Annotated in this window: 14 protein-coding genes; 7 read left to right on the forward strand and 7 right to left on the reverse strand. The window is 72.7% G+C overall.

What is annotated here, in order from left to right:
- Position 1: 1 nt before the first annotated feature.
- From ACFYOP_RS06895 to ACFYOP_RS06920, 6 genes are all read right to left on the reverse strand, one after another.
- Positions 2-361 carry a DUF742 domain-containing protein gene (locus ACFYOP_RS06895; protein WP_356899138.1) on the reverse strand — a complete coding sequence of 120 codons (360 nt, stop codon included), beginning with the start codon at positions 359-361 and terminating at the stop codon, positions 2-4.
- The gene (locus ACFYOP_RS06900) at positions 358-774 is read right to left on the reverse strand and encodes a roadblock/LC7 domain-containing protein (protein WP_356899139.1); all 417 of its coding nucleotides are present in this window, start codon (positions 772-774) and stop codon (positions 358-360) included. Before ACFYOP_RS06900 ends, ACFYOP_RS06895 begins: the two co-directional genes overlap by 4 nt.
- Complete coding sequence (locus tag ACFYOP_RS06905) at positions 771-2210, reverse strand: ATP-binding protein (protein WP_356899140.1); 1440 nt, start codon at positions 2208-2210, stop codon at positions 771-773. Before ACFYOP_RS06905 ends, ACFYOP_RS06900 begins: the two co-directional genes overlap by 4 nt.
- Before the next feature lie 254 nt (positions 2211-2464).
- A complete protein-coding gene (locus tag ACFYOP_RS06910) occupies positions 2465-2692 on the reverse strand; it encodes a hypothetical protein (protein WP_356899141.1) in 228 nt (75 codons plus the stop codon).
- A 195-nt stretch (positions 2693-2887) separates the two neighbouring features.
- A complete protein-coding gene (locus ACFYOP_RS06915) occupies positions 2888-5833 on the reverse strand; it encodes a BTAD domain-containing putative transcriptional regulator (protein WP_356899142.1) in 2946 nt (981 codons plus the stop codon).
- 122 nt (positions 5834-5955) lie between these two features.
- Complete coding sequence (locus tag ACFYOP_RS06920) at positions 5956-6774, reverse strand: polysaccharide deacetylase family protein (RefSeq protein ID WP_356899143.1); 819 nt, start codon at positions 6772-6774, stop codon at positions 5956-5958.
- Positions 6775-6977: 203 nt separating this feature from the next.
- Here ACFYOP_RS06920 and ACFYOP_RS06925 point away from each other — a divergent pair, with 203 nt between their 5' ends.
- Positions 6978-8198 (forward strand): amidohydrolase family protein, encoded by a 1221-nt coding sequence (locus ACFYOP_RS06925; RefSeq protein ID WP_356899144.1) that lies wholly within the window; start codon positions 6978-6980, stop codon positions 8196-8198.
- A 16-nt stretch (positions 8199-8214) separates the two neighbouring features.
- On the opposite strand, the gene ACFYOP_RS06930 is transcribed toward ACFYOP_RS06925, so the two are convergent.
- On the reverse strand, positions 8215-8631 hold the full coding sequence (locus tag ACFYOP_RS06930) for a hypothetical protein (protein WP_356899145.1): 417 nt from the start codon (positions 8629-8631) through the stop codon (positions 8215-8217).
- A gap of 146 nt (positions 8632-8777) precedes the next feature.
- Between ACFYOP_RS06930 and ACFYOP_RS06935 the strand changes: the two genes are divergently transcribed.
- From ACFYOP_RS06935 to ACFYOP_RS06960, 6 genes are all read left to right on the forward strand, one after another.
- Positions 8778-9191, forward strand: coding sequence for a PaaI family thioesterase (locus ACFYOP_RS06935; protein WP_356899146.1), 414 nt, complete (start codon positions 8778-8780; stop codon positions 9189-9191).
- Between the two features lie 92 nt (positions 9192-9283).
- The gene (locus ACFYOP_RS06940; protein WP_356899147.1) at positions 9284-10204 is read left to right on the forward strand and encodes an LLM class F420-dependent oxidoreductase; all 921 of its coding nucleotides are present in this window, start codon (positions 9284-9286) and stop codon (positions 10202-10204) included.
- Positions 10205-10248: 44 nt separating this feature from the next.
- A complete protein-coding gene (locus ACFYOP_RS06945; RefSeq protein ID WP_356899148.1) occupies positions 10249-11001 on the forward strand; it encodes a glucose 1-dehydrogenase in 753 nt (250 codons plus the stop codon).
- Between the two features lie 128 nt (positions 11002-11129).
- A complete protein-coding gene (locus ACFYOP_RS06950) occupies positions 11130-12254 on the forward strand; it encodes an LLM class flavin-dependent oxidoreductase (RefSeq protein WP_356899149.1) in 1125 nt (374 codons plus the stop codon).
- Positions 12255-12446: 192 nt separating this feature from the next.
- Positions 12447-14186: a D-aminoacylase gene (locus ACFYOP_RS06955; protein ID WP_356899150.1), complete on the forward strand. Its 1740-nt coding sequence runs from the start codon at positions 12447-12449 to the stop codon at positions 14184-14186.
- Positions 14183-15634, forward strand: a complete 1452-nt coding sequence (locus tag ACFYOP_RS06960; protein WP_356899151.1) for an aldehyde dehydrogenase family protein — start codon at positions 14183-14185, stop codon at positions 15632-15634. Before ACFYOP_RS06955 ends, ACFYOP_RS06960 begins: the two co-directional genes overlap by 4 nt.
- The last annotated feature ends 59 nt before the right edge of the window (positions 15635-15693 follow it).

The raw sequence follows: 15693 nt of genomic DNA on the forward strand, positions 1-15693 counted from the left end.
GTCAGAGCTTGAGGGCGCGGAGGCCATCGGCCACTCTCTTCAACAGGTCACGGTCGGGCGGGGCGGCGGAGGGTACGGGCGGGCGCGCGCTCACCAGTCCCTGGTCGATCAGGGCTGCGGCGAGCACCCGCAGTGCGGAGACCGGCAGCCGGAGCACGGCCGCGCTCTCCACCACGGTCAGCGACCCGCCGTCCAGCGCGCCGAGCAGGGCGTGCTGGGCCGCGGGCAGCCCCGCGGGCGCGGGCCCGCCCGTGCCGGTCAGCACGGACAGGCGCTCCAGGCTGTTGCGGCTGGGCCGGGCCACGCCTCCGGTGGAGAGGTAGGCGGGGACCAGCGGCCGGCCGCTCCGGCGGCCGGTCATACGGGAGAGACGCCGTCGCGCGGGGCGGCGGCCATCGCCTTCTCACCGAGTCGCGCGACCTGCGAGTGGACCCGGTGGCCCAGGAGGTCGAGCCGCACCTCGGGTCCGCCGTACGCGGCGACGCAGGTCCCGTGGTCCGTGGGCGCCACCAGGATGTAGCCGTGGTCGGACTCGATGACGACCTGGCGCAGCTGGGCGGCGGAGGCGTCGGCGAACGCGGCGGCCGCGGTGCGGCAGGCGCCCTGCACGGTGGACGTGATCGCGGCGACGCGTTCGGCGGAGTCCTGGGCGAGCGCCGCGGAGAACCCGGAGACCAGACCGTCCCTGGTGAGCAGCACGGCGGCCCGTACGTGGGGGATCTCGAGGATGGGGTCGAGCACCCAGGCCGTGTCGCCCGTCTCGCGGCTGTTCATCTGGGGTCGTTCCCTTCGGTGGCGGCGGCCTCGCGGGCCGCGTTGGTGGCGGACTGCAGGGCTCCGAGGGCCGCGGCGGACTCCTCGGGCGTGCGGGCGGGCCGCTTGGGCGCCGGGGCGTCGGTCTGCGGCCGGGTGCGGACGCGGCGGCGGCGCTGCGGGAGCACCTCGCCGTCGGGGCCGGGGTCGGGGGCCTGCCGGTGCTGGTGCTCGTGCTCGGGTTCCTGCTCGGGCACGGAGGGGGCCGGTGTGCGGGCGGGTTCGTACGGGGCCGGGGACGGGCGTACCGGCTCGTCCTCCTGCGGGGCGCGGCCCTGGTGGATCTGGTCGGGCCGCGGCTCCTGCTCCTGGGCCTCGGGCCGCCGGGTGGAGGGGGCGGCGCTCGCGGCGGGCGGGTGGAGCACGGGGTCGATGTGGGACAGCAGATGGTTCTTGACCAGCAGGACCGCGCGGACGCCCCCGTAGGGCGAGGGCGTCGACAGGTCGACGGAGAGGTCGAACTGCCGGGTGAGCTGGCCGATCGCGGCGAGCCCCATCCGCGGCGGGTCGCCGAGCTCGGACAGCAGGATCGGGTCGGTGCCGGCCACCATCCGCTGCGCGTCGGCGCGTTCGTCGGGGGCCATGCCGACGCCCGCGTCGTCGATGGTCACGGTGACGCCGTGGTGGACGCGTTCGAGGTTCACCACGACGCCCGTGTCCGGCGACGAGTGGCGCAGCGCGTTGTCGAGCAGCTCGGCCACGATGATGGCGACCGGCTCCACGGCGTGCGACACCAGCGCGGTGCCAGGCTCGAGATGGTGGTGCACCTGTACGCGGTGGTAGCCGACGAGCCGGGCCTGGCCGCCGGTGACGGCGTCGACGAGGTGCGACTCCTCGCGGGCGAGCCCGACCCAGGCGCCGCAGACCACGGCGGCGACCTGCGCGCGGCGCAGGGACTGCTCGTTCTCGTGGTCGAGCGCGAACAGGGTCTGGGCGAGTTCGGGGTCGTCGTAGCGCTGCTGGAGTCCGTGCAGCACGTCCTGGAGCCGGTAGAGACCGGCCTGGATCTCCCGGGTGGTGCCGCGCATACCGGCGCGGGCGGCGGCGTCGACCCGTTTGCGCTCCTGGGCGATCGCCGTGCGCAGGACCTCGAGGACCGAGTCCGTCCCCGCGCCGGCGGGGCCGAGCGGTCCGGGGACCTGTACGTGCGGATGGGCGCAGCGGGTCGCCTCCGCGGGCATGCGCTTCGCGGCCAGGTGCTCGACCTCGGCGGCGAACGCGGCGGTGGCCCCGGCGAGTTCGTCACGGGAGGCGTCGAGCCGGCCGCGCAGCGTCTCGATCTCGGTGCGCTGCCGGTCCCGTTCCCGGCGGGAGCGCAGCAGTCCGCCGCCCAGGGCGAAGGCGGCCAGCGTCCCGGCGGCCAGGCCGCCGGCGGCCAGCTCGGGTATCTCGATCATCGATATGGACCTCAGCAAGGCAGGGAATGTGGTCCGTTGAGGGCGGACGCGCCCAAGTACACACTGCGATCGAGTGGTTGTGCTGCGTTTCTGCCTGAGATCCTTTTGGTTTTGTCCGAACAGTGACTTTGTTGACGCCGTGTCGTGGTGTGCGTCAAGTCACATGGCCGGCTAGGGGTGTCACCGGACATGCCACGGCCGCGGCGGCTCCCCCTCCGCGCCGCCGCGGCCGTTCCCCGTCGTTGTTGGTCGTGTCAGCCCTTCGGCGGAGCGGGCGAGTGGTGGTCGCCCATCGTCGTGATGGCGGTGCCGTCGGCCGGCGGCACCGGCGAGTGGTGGTCGCCGAGCGTCGTGACCCCGTCGGCGGGCGGCGCCGGCGAGTGGTGGTCGCCCAGGGTCGTGATCCCGTCGGCGGGCGGGACGGGCGAGTGGTGGTCGCCCATGGTGGTGATCTGCTCGTCGCTCTTCTCGGTGCTGCTCATGTTCTGTCCCCCGTTGGGATCGACCGACGTGGCTGAAGATGGCCTTCCGCCCAGAGACTCCCCCGATGGCCTCCGGGCAGAAGGCCGGGTACCCGGTCCAGTTGGCCCCCCGACGCGTCGGACCGAACACCTCTGAGAGTGTCGGACGAGCATAAACAATCGATGAACGCCCTGGCCCGCGCTTTTCCCGGCGGCTCAGGCCGCCCTGAGTCCAGTGGTGAGCAGCTGCCGGGCCTCCTCGGCCTCGACCGCGCCGGACTCTTCGAGCAGCAGGAGCGCCTCGCGCCAGCACGCGCGCGCCCGGTCGGCCTGGCCGAGGCTTTCCAGCGCCCGGCCGAGCGTGATCAGAGTGTTGCCGCGGGTACGGTCGCCGCCGATGCAGCCCATCGCGAGCGCCTGTTCCGCGTGCTGGGCCGCCTGGGCGGGGCGGCCGGCGGCGAGATGGGCCTGGGCGATCCGGAAGTGCGTGGTGCCCTCCCACAGGCGCTGCCGGTTCGCCTCGAACAGGTTGAGCGCGGTGTGCAGCTCCTCCAGGGCGTCCGCGGGCCGGCCGGCGCCCGTCAGCGCGATGCCCAGGGCGTACCGGGCATTGGCCAGCCGCAGCGCGTGGCCGATCCGGTCGTACAGCGCCACACCCTCCCGGGCCAGGGCGATGGCCTCGTCCGGGCGGTCGGTGACGACGTGGATACGGGACAGATTGCACAGGGCGCTGGCCTCGCCCGGCAGGTTGCCGTCCGCCCGCGACCCCTCCATCGCCCGCCGCAGATGCTCCTCCGCCTCGGCGTGGCGCCCCTGGTTGAACGCGATGATCCCCCGGTCGTTGTCCGACCAGTAGACCGGCGCCGGGTCGCTCACCGAGCGGGCCAGGACCGCCGCCTGGGCGGCCTCCTCGTCCGCGTCGTCGTAACGGCCCGCCACGAGATGGACGTTCGTCATCGACGTGCGCGCCCGGCCCTCGGTGCGGGTGTCGCCGGCGGCCCGTGCCGCCTCGACCGCGCCGCAGGCCACGGACTCGTAGACCTTCGAGTTCGCTCCCGACTCGGCCAGGTTCTGCACGGCCCAGAGCAGATCCACCGCCCGCCGCAACTGCGGTCCGGGGGACGCCTGCCGGGCGCAGGCCAGGAGGCAGTGGGCCTCCGCGTAGAGCCAGTCCTGGGCGTCGTCGAGATGCGCGAACTCGAGCCCGGCGTCACCCGTCGGCTCCAGATGGACCACGAGCCGGTCGCCGGGCCGCTCCATGGCGAAGACCCGGGCCGCCGTCGCCAGATAGAAGTCCAGCAGGTGGGAGACGGCGGCTTCCCTCGCCTCCGGGGACTCGTCCCGCTCCGCGCATGCACGCGCGTAGAGGCGCACCAGGTCGTGGTAGCGGTACCTGCCGGGGGCCGCCGACTCCACCAGGGACGTGTCGACCAGCGCCTCCAGCAGGTCCTCCGTCGCGTGCGGCGGCAGCTCGAGTACGGCGGCGGCCGCGGCGAGCGAGATGTCGGGGCCGTCCGCGAGGCCCAGCAGACGGAACGCGCGGGCCTGGGCCGGCTCCAGCTGCCCGTAGCCGAGCTCGAACGTGGCCTTCACCGCGAGGTCGCCCGCCTGGAGCTCGTCCAGCCTGCGCCGCTCGTCGGCGAGCTTGGCCGCGAGGACCGACACGGTCCAGGTGCGGCGGGCCGCCAGCCGCGAGGCGGCGATACGGATCGCCAGCGGCAGGAAACCGCACGCCGCGACCACGTCCAGCGCCGCCTTCCGTTCCGCGCCGACGCGTTCGGCGCCGACGATCCGGGTGAAGAGCTGCAGCGCCTCCTCGGGGGACATCACGTCCAGGTCCACCAGGTGCGCGCCCGCCAGGTCGACCATCCGCACCCGGCTGGTGATCAGTGCGGCGCAGCCCTCGGTGCCGGGCAGCAGCGGCCGGACCTGGGCGGCGTCGCGGGCGTTGTCGAGCAGGACGAGGATCCGCCGGCCGTCCAGCGCCGAGCGGTACAGCGCCGCTCGCTCGTCCAGCGTGTCCGGGATGGCGGAGTCGGCGGTGCCCAGCGCGCGCAGGAACGCGCCGAGGACGGTCTCCGGTTCCGCGGCCCGGCTGCTGGTGCCCTGGAGGTCCACGTACAGCTGCCCGTCCGGGAAGTGCTTGCGGGCCTGGTGGGCCACGTGGACGGCGAGCGTCGTCTTGCCGACGCCGCCGATGCCGGCGAGGGCGGAGACCGCCATGACCGAGCCCTCCGCGCTGGTGAGCCGACTGCCGAGCTCGCCCACGAAGGACAGCCGGCCGGTGAAGTCGGGGACCGTCGCGGGCAGTTGGGCGGGCCGGGTGTTCTGCGGGGCGGGCGCGGGCTCCTCGCTGGAGCGGGCCAGTTCGGCGTCGGCCCGCAGGATGCGCTGCTGGAGGTCGGACAGCTCGGGCCGCGGGTCGACGCCCAGTTCGTCGGCGAGCAGCCGGCGGGTGTCGGCGTAGACCGCGAGCGCCTCGGCCTGCCGGCCGCTGCGGTACAGCGCGAGCATCAGCAGCTCGCGCAGCCGCTCCCGCAGCGGGTGGCTCGCGGTGAGGGCCGTCAGCTCGGAGACGGCCTCCGCGTGGCGGCCGACCTCGAGGTCGATGTCGAGCCGGGTCTCCAGCAGTTGCAGACCCCACTCCACGAGCCGGGTCCGCTGGTTCTCCGCGTACGGTCCCGGGACGTTGGCCAGCGGCTCGCCGTCCCACAGGCCGAGCACCTTGTTGAGCAGGGCGCGCGCCTGGGCGCGGTCGCCCGCCGCCTGCACCTTGTACGCCTCCGTCGCGAGCTCCTCCGCGACGGCGAGGTCGAGGGCGTCCCGCCGGATGCGCAGCGCGTAACCGCCCGACTCGCTGACCAGGGTGTCGGCGGTGAGCGCCTTGCGCAGGCGGGAGGCATAGGTGCGGACGGCGGCGAGGGCCTGCGACGGCGGCTGTTCGCCCCAGATCGCGTCGATGAGTTCGTGGGCGGTGGCGGTGCGCCCGTCGCGGAGCAGCAGTGCGACCAGCAGGGCACGCTGCTGCGGCGAGCCGGGCGGCAGGGTCTCTCCGCCCCGCCGCACCCGTACCGGTCCGAGCACGCTGAAGTGGAGCTCGTCCTCTTCGCTCGTGAGCGGAGCGCGCTGGTTCGGTACGCGTGGCCCGCTGTCACGGTCCATAGCTGCCCCCTGCCGGTACTGCCGGAATCGCCCTCGACAGTCTGCCTTGTTGGGGGCGGCCGCGTCAGCAGCGGGGCGGCCCGCTCTGCCGCCCGCCCTTCCGATCGCCCGGACCGCTCTGATCAGGGGCGATACACGGTTCCTGGCTCGGGCGCGGCCGGTGAGAGCAGCTCGGGGACCGTGACGAAGGTGTAACCGCGGTTCTTCAGTTCGGAGATGATGCCCGGAACGGCGGGAACGGTTCCGTCGTAGATGTCGTGCAGCAGGATGATGCCGTCGCGCCCGGCCTGGTCGAGGATGCGCTTCTCGATGAGGGCGCTGTCGGTGGTCGAGTAGTCCTTGGCGGTGGCGCTCCACAGGACCTGGGAGAGACCGAGCTCCTTGCTGACCGCCGTGACCTCGTCGTCGGTGCGGCCCTGGGGCGGGCGCATCAGCCGCGGCTTCTCGCCGGTCACCTCCGCTATGGCGTCCTGGGTGCGGCCCAGTTCCTCGCGTATCTCCTCCTCGTCGAGCTTGTCGAGCCGCTGGTGCGTCCAGGTGTGGTTGGCCACCTCGTGACCCTCCGCGGCGAGGCGGCGCACCACGTCGGGGTACTTGAGCACGTGGTTCCTGCCGAGGAGGAAGAAGGTGGCGTGCACCTTCTCCTTCTTGAGGATGTCCAGCAGCTCCGGGGTGTCCTTGCCGGGCCCGGCGTCGAAGGTGAGCGCGATGCACTTGGCCTTCTCGCAGTCGACGGCGGGCGCCGAGCCCGCGCCGCCGCCCTGTCCGCTCGCGAGCGGCTTGCCGTCGGACCCGGAGGCGCCGGACTCGGCGGCCTCGGAGCGGGCGTCCGCGGGGGAGGTCCTGTCGGCGGAGCAGCCGGAGAGCGCGAGTGTGAGCACCGCCGCAGTGGCGAGGGCCGGGACAACCCGGAGCCGGGTTCTGGACGTCCTTGAGGGCATGGCGAGTCTCCCCGTTCGTGGGTGGCGCGGGTGCGCGGGTGCGCGGCGGTGTGCCGGACGTACGGAATGCGGCCGGGGCCGGTGGTCGTCCGTACGCGTCGTGACTATACACAGCATGTATACGCGCGATTCATAGCGGGTGGGGGCCGACGGAACCCGTACGGATAGCTGACGGCTCGTCAGGTCGGCGCTACCGTGAAACCATGGAGACCTTCCCCAAGATCATCTCGGTGGACGACCACACGGTGGAGCCGCCCGGCGTCTGGCGGGACCGGCTCCCGTCGAAGTACCGCGACACCGGCCCGCGCATCGTCCGCGCGCCGCTGAAGGAAATGACCTTCCTGGGCGGCAGGTTCGCCCCCGTCATGGGCGCACCCGGCGACGAAGGGCCGGTCGGCGACTGGTGGGTGTACGAGGACCTGCACCGGCCGCTCACCCGGCTCGACACCGCCGTCGGCCACGACCGCGACGAGATCAGGCTGGAGATCATCACCTACGAGCAGATGCGCCCCGGCTCGTACAGTGTCCCCGACCGCCTCGCCGACATGGACGTCAACCACGTCACGTCCGCGCTCTGCTTCCCGACCTTCCCCCGCTTCTGCGGCCAGACCTTCACCGAGGCCGCCGACCGTGAACTCGGGCTGCTGTGCGTGCGGGCCTACAACGACTGGATGGTGGAGGAGTGGTGCGGCCCCGAGGCCCGGGGCCGGCTCGTGCCGCTGACCCTCGTCCCGCTGTGGGACGCGGAACTGGCCGCCGCGGAGGTCCGCCGCAACGCGGCGCGCGGGGTGCGCGCCGTCGCCTTCTCCGAGATACCCCCGCACCTCGGGCTGCCCTCGATCCACACCGACGACTGGGACCCGTTCCTCGCCGCGTGCGCCGAGACCGGCACGGTCGTCGCCATGCACATCGGCTCGTCCAGCCGGATGCCGTCCACCTCGGCGGACGCCCCGCCGGCCGTCGGCTCGACCATCACCTTCGCCAACTGCTGCTTCTCGATGGTCGACTGGCTGATGAGCGGCAAGTTCGAGCGCTTCCCGGGCCTCCGGGTCATGTACGCGGAGGGCCAGATCGGCTGGATCCCGTACATCCTCGAACGCGCCGACGTGGTCTGGGAGGAGAACCGGGCCTGGGGCGGCGTCGCCGGCAAGGTCACCCGGCCGCCGTCCGAACTCTTCGCGGAACACGTCTACGGCTGCTTCTTCGACGACGCGTTCGGCCTGCGGAACCTCGACGCGATCGGCGTGGGCAACGTCCTCTACGAGACGGACTACCCGCACTCGGACTCCACCTGGCCCAAGTCGAAGGAGGTCGGCGAGTCCCAGATGGGCCACCTGCCGGCGGAGGTGGTCGAACGGATCGTCCGCGGCAACGCGATCGACCTGCTGGGACTGACGGCCGACGGGCTGTGGGCGGGGCCGTGAGGTCCGCCTCGCGCCGTCAGTCCTGGGCGGGTGCCTGGAACCCGGTCGTGTCGAAGTGGCAGTCGAACGGAGCGGGGATGTGGATCTTTTCGCCGAACGGCACAGTGAGGTGGGAGGCGTATCCCTTGGTGGTCGGCGCCCAGTAGACGTGGACGTCGGGACCGTACGCCCGCTCAACGCCGGGAAACACGTACAGTGCGGGGGCGGAGCTGATCCGGTGGCCCTCCGGGAGGCAGGGGCGCAGCTGGTCGCAGACCGGATCCATGACGTCGAGGTAGTACGCCTTCGACCATGGTGAGACGACGATGTTCCCCCTGATGATCTCGGCATTGAAGCCGTCGGGCGCGTTCAGCTCGTCGAGGGCTTCGCACAGCTCCTCGAAGCGGCGGGGGCCGGTGCCGTCTGTCGTCGGGCGTTCCGGCATCACCGTCATGATGCGCCTCCCTCGCGCTGCGGGGCAGTCGATACTCGGCGTAGTGGTCCGTCTCGACACGAGTGGCGGAATCCCCCCATGAAGGTGCCTCGCCTCTATGGGCTGGGCCGCTACCGCGGCGCGCTGCGGCCCGGCACCATCGGGGCATGACGCTCACCATCGCCGCAGCCGACAAGATCCTCGCCGACAACTTCGCCCCCTGGGTGCTCGAACTCGGGCTGTCCGTCCAGGAGACGGGCGAGCTCCATGCCGTGCTGCGGCTGCCCTGGACCGACCGGCTGGCCCGGGAGGGCGGCGCGCTGAGCGGGCAGGCGCTGATGGCCGCCGCCGACACCGCGACCGTGATCGCCGTGTCCTCGGCGCGCGGCGGCTTCGTCCCCATGACCACCGTCCAGCAGTCGACGAGCTTCATGCGCGCGGTCGCCGGCGCCGACGTCCTCGTCGACGCGCAGATCACCAGGCTCGGCAGGCGCATGGCCTTCGCCGACATCACCATGACCGCCGAGGGCACGCAGGAACCGGCGGCCCGGGCGTCGACGGTGTACGCGCTGCTGGGCTGAGCTCCCGCCCGCGTACCCCTTGCCTGTTGTGGGGCGGGCGGTGACGATGGCCCCGTCAGGATGTGACGGGTCGTCAGGTCGGAGGGGTCGCGATGGTGGCGTACGGGATGCAGCTTCCGGTCCAGTCGCAGAGCACCCTCTACGCGGAACCATGGGAGGCCGGAGCCGGTCCGGGCGAGCTCGCCGAGATCGCCCGCACCGCGGACCGCACCGGCTTCGCGTACGTCGCCGTCTGCGACCACGTCGCCATCCCGCGGCGTCTCGCGGACGCGATGTCCACCGTCTGGTACGACCCGGTGGCCACGCTCGCGTTCCTCGCCGGCGTGACCGAACGGGTAGGGCTGCTGAGTCACGTCGCGGTCGTCGGACTGCGGCACCCACTGGTGACCGCCAAGCAGTACGCGACCCTCGACCACCTCTCCGGCGGGCGGCTGCTCCTCGGCGTCGGAGCCGGGCACGTACGCGAGGAGTTCGACGCCCTGGGGGCCGACTTCGACGGGCGCGGCGCCGTGCTCGACGAGAGCGTCGACGCGCTGCGGGCGGCGCTGGGCCCCGACGAGTATCCGGAGTTCAGCGGGGAGCGGTACTCCTTCAAGGACCTGGGCCAGCGGCCGCGACCCGCCCAGGCCCGCGTCCCGCTCTGGGTCGGCGGTTCGTCGCCCGCCGCCGTGCGCCGGGCCGCGCTCAAGGGCGACGGCTGGCTGCCGCAGGGCGACCCCCGCGACAGGCTCCCGGCACAGATCGCTAAGGTGCGCGCCCTGCGGGAGGCGGCCGGGATCGAGGACCCGTTCACGGTCGGCGCCATCACCGAACCGCTCCACGTCGGCGAACCGGCCCGGCCCACCGGCCGCCGCACGCTCACCGGCAAGCCGCAGGCGCTGGCCGAGTCGCTGCGCGCCTACCCGGCGATGGGCGTGGACCAGATCCAGGTCCGGTTCCGCAGCCGGAACGTCACCGAACTCACCGACCAGATGGCGGCGTTCGCCGCCGACGTGGTCCCGCACCTCGACTGAGGACCGACGACCGACAGCCGTTTGACCGACCAGGGAGAGCAGACATGGGCAAGCTGGACGGACGCGTCGTCCTCGTCACGGGCGCGGCGCGCGGACAGGGCGAGCAGGAGGCCAGGCTCTTCGCGGCGGAAGGCGCGAAGGTGGTCCTGGCGGACGTGCTCGACGAGCTCGGCGAACCGCTCGCCAAGGAGGTCGGCGGGCTCTACGTCCATCTCGACGTGGGCCGCGAGGCCGACTGGACGGCTGCCGTCGCCGCCGCGAAGGACGCCTTCGGGAAGATCGACGGCCTCGTCAACAACGCGGGCATCCTGCGCTTCAACGAGCTGGTGTCCACCCCGCTGGAGGAGTTCCAGCTCGTCACGCAGGTCAATCAGGTGGGCACCTTCCTCGGCATCCGAAGCGTCGCCCCCGAGATCGAGGCGGCGGGCGGCGGCACGATCGTCAACACCGCCTCGTACACGGCGCTCACCGGCATGGCCGGCGTCGGCGCCTACGCCGCCTCCAAGCACGCGATCCTCGGCCTGACGAGGGTGGCGGCGCTGGAGCTCGCGCCGAAGCGCATCCGGGTCAACGCCGTGTGTCCCGGGGCCGTGGACACGCCGATGAGCAACCCCGAGGGCACGGACCGGGACGCCGTCGAGGGCCTGTACCGCACGCTGGTGCCGCTCGGCCGGGTCGGGCAGGCGGCGGAGGTCGCCCGGCTCGCGCTCTTCCTGACCGGCGAGGACTCCTCGTACATCACCGGCCAGCCGTTCGTGATCGACGGCGGGTGGCTGGCGGGCGTCAGCATCCTCTGACGCCTCGTCAGGTATTGACGGGGCAGGCGCCCGGTGGAACAGTCGACCACATCCAAACCTGACGGTGCGTCAGTTGAGCGGTCCGGCGGGAAGCGGAGCAGACGGAACCGATAAGGCGGTGGAACCCCTTGGAATTCGGACTCTTTGTTCAGGGATACCTCGGCAAGCGCGCCGAGACCGACCCGCTCGCCGAGCACAAGGCGCTGATGGAGGAGACCGAGTACGTCATCCAGGCGGACAAGTCCGGGTTCAAGTACGCCTGGGCCTCCGAGCACCACTTCCTGGACGAGTACTCCCATCTGTCGGCCAACGACGTCTTCCTCGGCTACCTCGCGCACGCCACGGAGCGGATCCACCTGGGGTCCGGCATCTTCAACCCGCTGGCCCCGGTCAACCACCCGGTCAAGGTCGCCGAGAAGGTCGCGATGCTCGACCATCTCTCCGAGGGACGCTTCGAGTTCGGCTCCGGGCGGGGCGCCGGATCGCACGAGATCCTCGGGTTCATGCCGGGCATCACCGACATGAACCACACCAAGGAGCTCTGGGAAGAGACGATCGCCGAGTTCCCGAAGATGTGGCTGCAGGACGAGTACGTCGGATTCCAGGGCAAGCACTGGTCCCTGCCCCCGCGGAAGGTCCTCCCGAAGCCGTACGGGCCCGCCCACCCGCCCATGTGGTACGCCGCCGGATCCCCGTCCTCGTACGCCATGGCCGGCAGGAAGGGTCTCGGGGTGCTGGGCTTCAGCGTCCAGAAGGTCTCCGACATGGAGTGGGTCCTCGAGTCGTACAAGACGGCCGTGAAGGACGCGAAGGCGGTCGGCGCGTTCGTCAACGACAACGTGATGGTGACGTCGACGGCGATCTGCGCCGAGACGCACGACAAAGCGGTCGAGATCGCGGTCTCCGGCGGCCTCAACTACCTCCAGTCGCTGCTGTTCCGCTACCACGACACCTTCCCGCGGCCGGAGGGCGTGCCCCGGTGGCCCGAACTGCTGCCGGAGTACACGGCGGAGATCATCGAGCTGCTGATCGCGGAGGAGCTGATGATCTGCGGCGACCCCGGGGAGGTGCTGCAGCAGTGCAAACGGTGGGAGCAGGCGGGGGCGGACCAGCTGTCCTTCGGGCTGCCGATCGGGGTGTCGTACGAGGACACGATGACGACGATCCGGCTGATCGGCGAGCATGTGATCCCGCAGATCGACACGGACCCGGTCCACCGGACGACGAGGTTCCGGGGGGCGGGGGCGGGGTGACGGGGGTGCGCCTGCGGCGGGCTTGTTCCCTGCGAACACGGACGGCGTCTTCCCGGACCGCCGCCCGTACCGGCCCGGTCGGAGCGCGCAGCGCGGTCGCGGCCGGCCGCCGCGCGCTCCGCCCGGGCCGCACCACGGACCGCACCACCCGTCCGCGCCGCGCCCACGCGGCAAGCCGCAGAAGGGGACCCCATGCTCGCCCACCTCATCCGTAACGCGACCGTCGTCGACGGCACCGGCGCCCCCGGATACCCGGGGGACGTCGGGATCGGCCCGGACGGCCGGATCGCCGTCGTCGCCGAGCCGGGGCGCGGGCCACGCGCGGCGACCACGGAGGACGCCACCGGGCTCGTCCTCGCCCCCGGGTTCGTCGATCCGCACACGCACTACGACGCCCAGTTGTTCTGGGACCCCTACGCCACCCCGTCCCTGAACCACGGAGTGACGACCGTCGCCGCCGGCAACTGCGGCTTCACGCTCGCCCCCCTCAACCCGGAGCGGCCCGGCGACGCGGACTACACGCGGCGGATGATGTCGAAGGTGGAGGGCATGTCCCTGGTGGCGCTCGAGGAGGGCGCGCCCTGGAACTGGCACACCTTCGGCGAGTATCTGGACGCCCTCGACGGCCGCACGGCCGTCAACGCGGGGTTCATGGTGGGTCACTGCGCCCTGCGCCGGCATGTGATGGGACCGGACGCGATCGGCGGGCGGCCGACGGAGGCGCAGCTCGGGCAGATGGTGGCGCTCCTGCACGACGCGATGGACGCCGGCGCCTGGGGGCTGTCGACGACCCGGTCGTCGACCCACTCCGACGGCGACGGCAGGCCCGTCGCCTCCCGGCACGCCCTGCCGGACGAGCTGCTCGCCCTGTCGCGGGCGGTCGGCGAGCACGAGGGGACGCAGCTGGAGGCGATCGTCGCGGGCTGTCTCGACCGGTTCGAGGACGACGAGATCGAGCTGCTGGTCGAGATGAGCGCCGCCGCCGGGCGGCCGCTGAACTGGAACGTGCTCACCATCGACGCCGCCGTCCCCGAGCGCGTCCCCCGACAGCTGCTGCCGTCCGAGCGGGCCCGTAAGGCCGGTGGCCGGGTCGTGGCGCTCACCATGCCGATCCTGACGCCGATGAACATGTCGCTGGGCACGTTCTGCGCCCTCAATCTGATCCCCGGCTGGGGGGAGATCCTTTCGCTCCCCGTCCCGGAGCGGATCGCGAGGCTGCACGACCCGGCCGTGCGCGCCGAGATGCTGCGGCGGGCCGGCTCGAAGGAGGCCGGCGTCTTCCGCCGGCTCGCGGACTTCGGCCGTTACGTCATCGGGGACACGTACACCCGGGAGAACGCGGGCCAGACCGGCCGGGTCGTCCGTGACATCGCCGCCGAGCGGGGCCAGGACCCGTTCCAGTGCCTGGTCGAGATCTGCGCCAACGACGACCTGCGCACGGTCCTGTGGCCGATGCCCACCGACAACGACCCCGGTTCGTGGGCGCTGCGCGCCGAGACGTGGCAGCACGAGGACGTGCTGCTCGGCGGCTCGGACGCCGGCGCGCACCTGGACCGGATGTGCGGCGCCCCGTACACGACCCGGTTCATCGGCGACTGTCTGCGCGGCCGGAAGCTGGTCGGGCTGGAGGCGGCGGTGAAGATGCTGACCGACGACCCGGCGCGCCTCTTCGGCCTGCGCGACCGGGGCCGGATCGCCGAGGGCCACCACGCGGACCTCGTCCTCTTCGACCCGGAGCGGATCGACGCGGGCCCGGCGAAGCTGGTGCACGATCTGCCGGGGAGGAGCCCGCGGCTGGACGCGAAGGCGATCGGAGTCGTGTCGGTCCGTGTCAACGGCGTGGAGGCGATCCGGGACGACCAGGTCACCGGGGCCGTACCGGGCAGGGTGCTCCGTTCCGGCCGGGACACGAGGACGGTGTCGACCCGGTGAAGGAGCGGCTGTTCATCGGCGGTGAGTGGGTCGAGCCGGACGGGGGTCACTACGAGGTGATCGACCCGGCCACGGAGCAGGTCGTCGGTCTCGCCCCGGAGGCGAGCCGCGCCCAGGTGCTGGACGCGGCGGCCGCCGCCCGGGAGGCGTTCGCCGCCTGGTCGCGTACGAGGCCGGAGGAGCGCGCCGCGATCCTGGACCGGGCGGCGTCCCTCGTGCAGCGCGACCTGGAGGCGCACACGGAGCTGGCGCGCGCCGAGAGCGGCGCGACGACGGCGACCGCGCGCGCCATGCAGGTCGGGGTCGGCGCGGCGCGCTTCCGCCGCTACGCCAGGGGCGCGCTGGAGCCGGTCGAGCAGGCGCTGCCCCCGCAGGTCGCCGCGGCGGGACCGATGGGGAAGGGCGGCGTCCTCGGGGCCGTCGCCGTACGCCGCCCGGTGGGCGTGGTCACCTGCGTCACCTCGTACAACAATCCGTGGGCCAACCCGGCGGGCAAGGTCGCGCCCGCGCTGGCGATGGGCAACACGGTGGTCGTGAAGCCGGCCCCGCAGGACCCGCTGTCCGTGTACCGGATGGCCGAGGCACTGCAGGAGGCCGGCGCGCCGCCCGGCACGGTCAACGTGGTCACCGGCTCCGGACCCGCCGTCGGGGAGGCGGCCGTGGAGTCCGGGGACGTCGACATGGTCAGCTTCACCGGCTCCACGGCGGTCGGGCAGCGGATCGCGGAGGTCTGCGGCCGTGCGATGAAGCGCCAGCTCATGGAGCTCGGCGGCAAGGGCGCGGCGCTGGTCTTCGACGACGCGGACCTCGGCGCGGCGGTGCGCGGGATCGGTACGACGTTCTCCTTCTACAGCGGCCAGATCTGTACGGCCCCGACCCGGGTGATCGCTCAGCGCGGGGTGTACGACCGGCTGGTGGAGGACCTCGCCGCCTACGCGCGCGCCCTGCGGATCGGCGACCCGGCCGACCCCGCAACGGTCGTCGGCCCGGTGATCTCGGCGGCGCACCGGGACCGCGTGGAGTCGTACGTCGAGCTGGGCCGCAAGGAGGGGGCGCGCCTGGTGACGGGCGGCGGGCGCCCGGCGTACGACAAGGGCTTCTATGTGGCTCCGGCCCTGTTCGCCGACTGCACGATGGACATGCGGATCGTGCGTGAGGAGATCTTCGGGCCCGTGGTGGTCGTGATGCCCTTCGACGACGAGGACGAGGGCCTCGCGCTGGCCGGCGACAGCGACTACGGCCTCATCGACTACGTCTTCTCCGGCGACACGGCCCGCGCCTTCCGGGTCGCCGGGCGGCTGCGGTCGGGCGGGGTGGGGGTGAACACGGTCGGCAGGAACATGGAGGCGCCGTTCGGCGGCTTCCGGCGCAGCGGCGTGGGCCGGGACGTCGGCTCGTACGCGCTGCATGCCTACAGCGAGCTCCAGTCGCTGGTCTGGGCGGGCTGAGGGTCGGGCCGAGGCCGGGCCGGCGGGCCCTTGCGACGACTGCGCGGAAAATGAGACGG

The sequence above is a fragment of the Streptomyces sp. NPDC006294 genome (genome assembly GCF_042870895.1).
Classification (GTDB): Bacteria; Actinomycetota; Actinomycetes; order Streptomycetales; family Streptomycetaceae; genus Streptomyces.

What these genes read in the sequence shown, in the direction of transcription:
- ACFYOP_RS06930 (WP_356899145.1), bottom strand. Translation starts at nt 8,631, where the DNA reads ATGACGGTGATGCCGGAACGCCCGACGACAGACGGCACCGGCCCCCGC.
- ACFYOP_RS06925 (WP_356899144.1), top strand. Translation starts at nt 6,978, where the DNA reads ATGGAGACCTTCCCCAAGATCATCTCGGTGGACGACCACACGGTGGAG.
- ACFYOP_RS06900 (WP_356899139.1), bottom strand. Translation starts at nt 774, where the DNA reads ATGAACAGCCGCGAGACGGGCGACACGGCCTGGGTGCTCGACCCCATC.
- ACFYOP_RS06945 (WP_356899148.1), top strand. Translation starts at nt 10,249, where the DNA reads ATGGGCAAGCTGGACGGACGCGTCGTCCTCGTCACGGGCGCGGCGCGC.
- ACFYOP_RS06935 (WP_356899146.1), top strand. Translation starts at nt 8,778, where the DNA reads ATGACGCTCACCATCGCCGCAGCCGACAAGATCCTCGCCGACAACTTC.
- ACFYOP_RS06895 (WP_356899138.1), bottom strand. Translation starts at nt 361, where the DNA reads ATGACCGGCCGCCGGAGCGGCCGGCCGCTGGTCCCCGCCTACCTCTCC.
- ACFYOP_RS06955 (WP_356899150.1), top strand. Translation starts at nt 12,447, where the DNA reads ATGCTCGCCCACCTCATCCGTAACGCGACCGTCGTCGACGGCACCGGC.
- ACFYOP_RS06915 (WP_356899142.1), bottom strand. Translation starts at nt 5,833, where the DNA reads ATGGACCGTGACAGCGGGCCACGCGTACCGAACCAGCGCGCTCCGCTC.
- ACFYOP_RS06910 (WP_356899141.1), bottom strand. Translation starts at nt 2,692, where the DNA reads ATGAGCAGCACCGAGAAGAGCGACGAGCAGATCACCACCATGGGCGAC.
- ACFYOP_RS06905 (WP_356899140.1), bottom strand. Translation starts at nt 2,210, where the DNA reads ATGATCGAGATACCCGAGCTGGCCGCCGGCGGCCTGGCCGCCGGGACG.
- ACFYOP_RS06920 (WP_356899143.1), bottom strand. Translation starts at nt 6,774, where the DNA reads ATGCCCTCAAGGACGTCCAGAACCCGGCTCCGGGTTGTCCCGGCCCTC.
- ACFYOP_RS06940 (WP_356899147.1), top strand. Translation starts at nt 9,284, where the DNA reads ATGGTGGCGTACGGGATGCAGCTTCCGGTCCAGTCGCAGAGCACCCTC.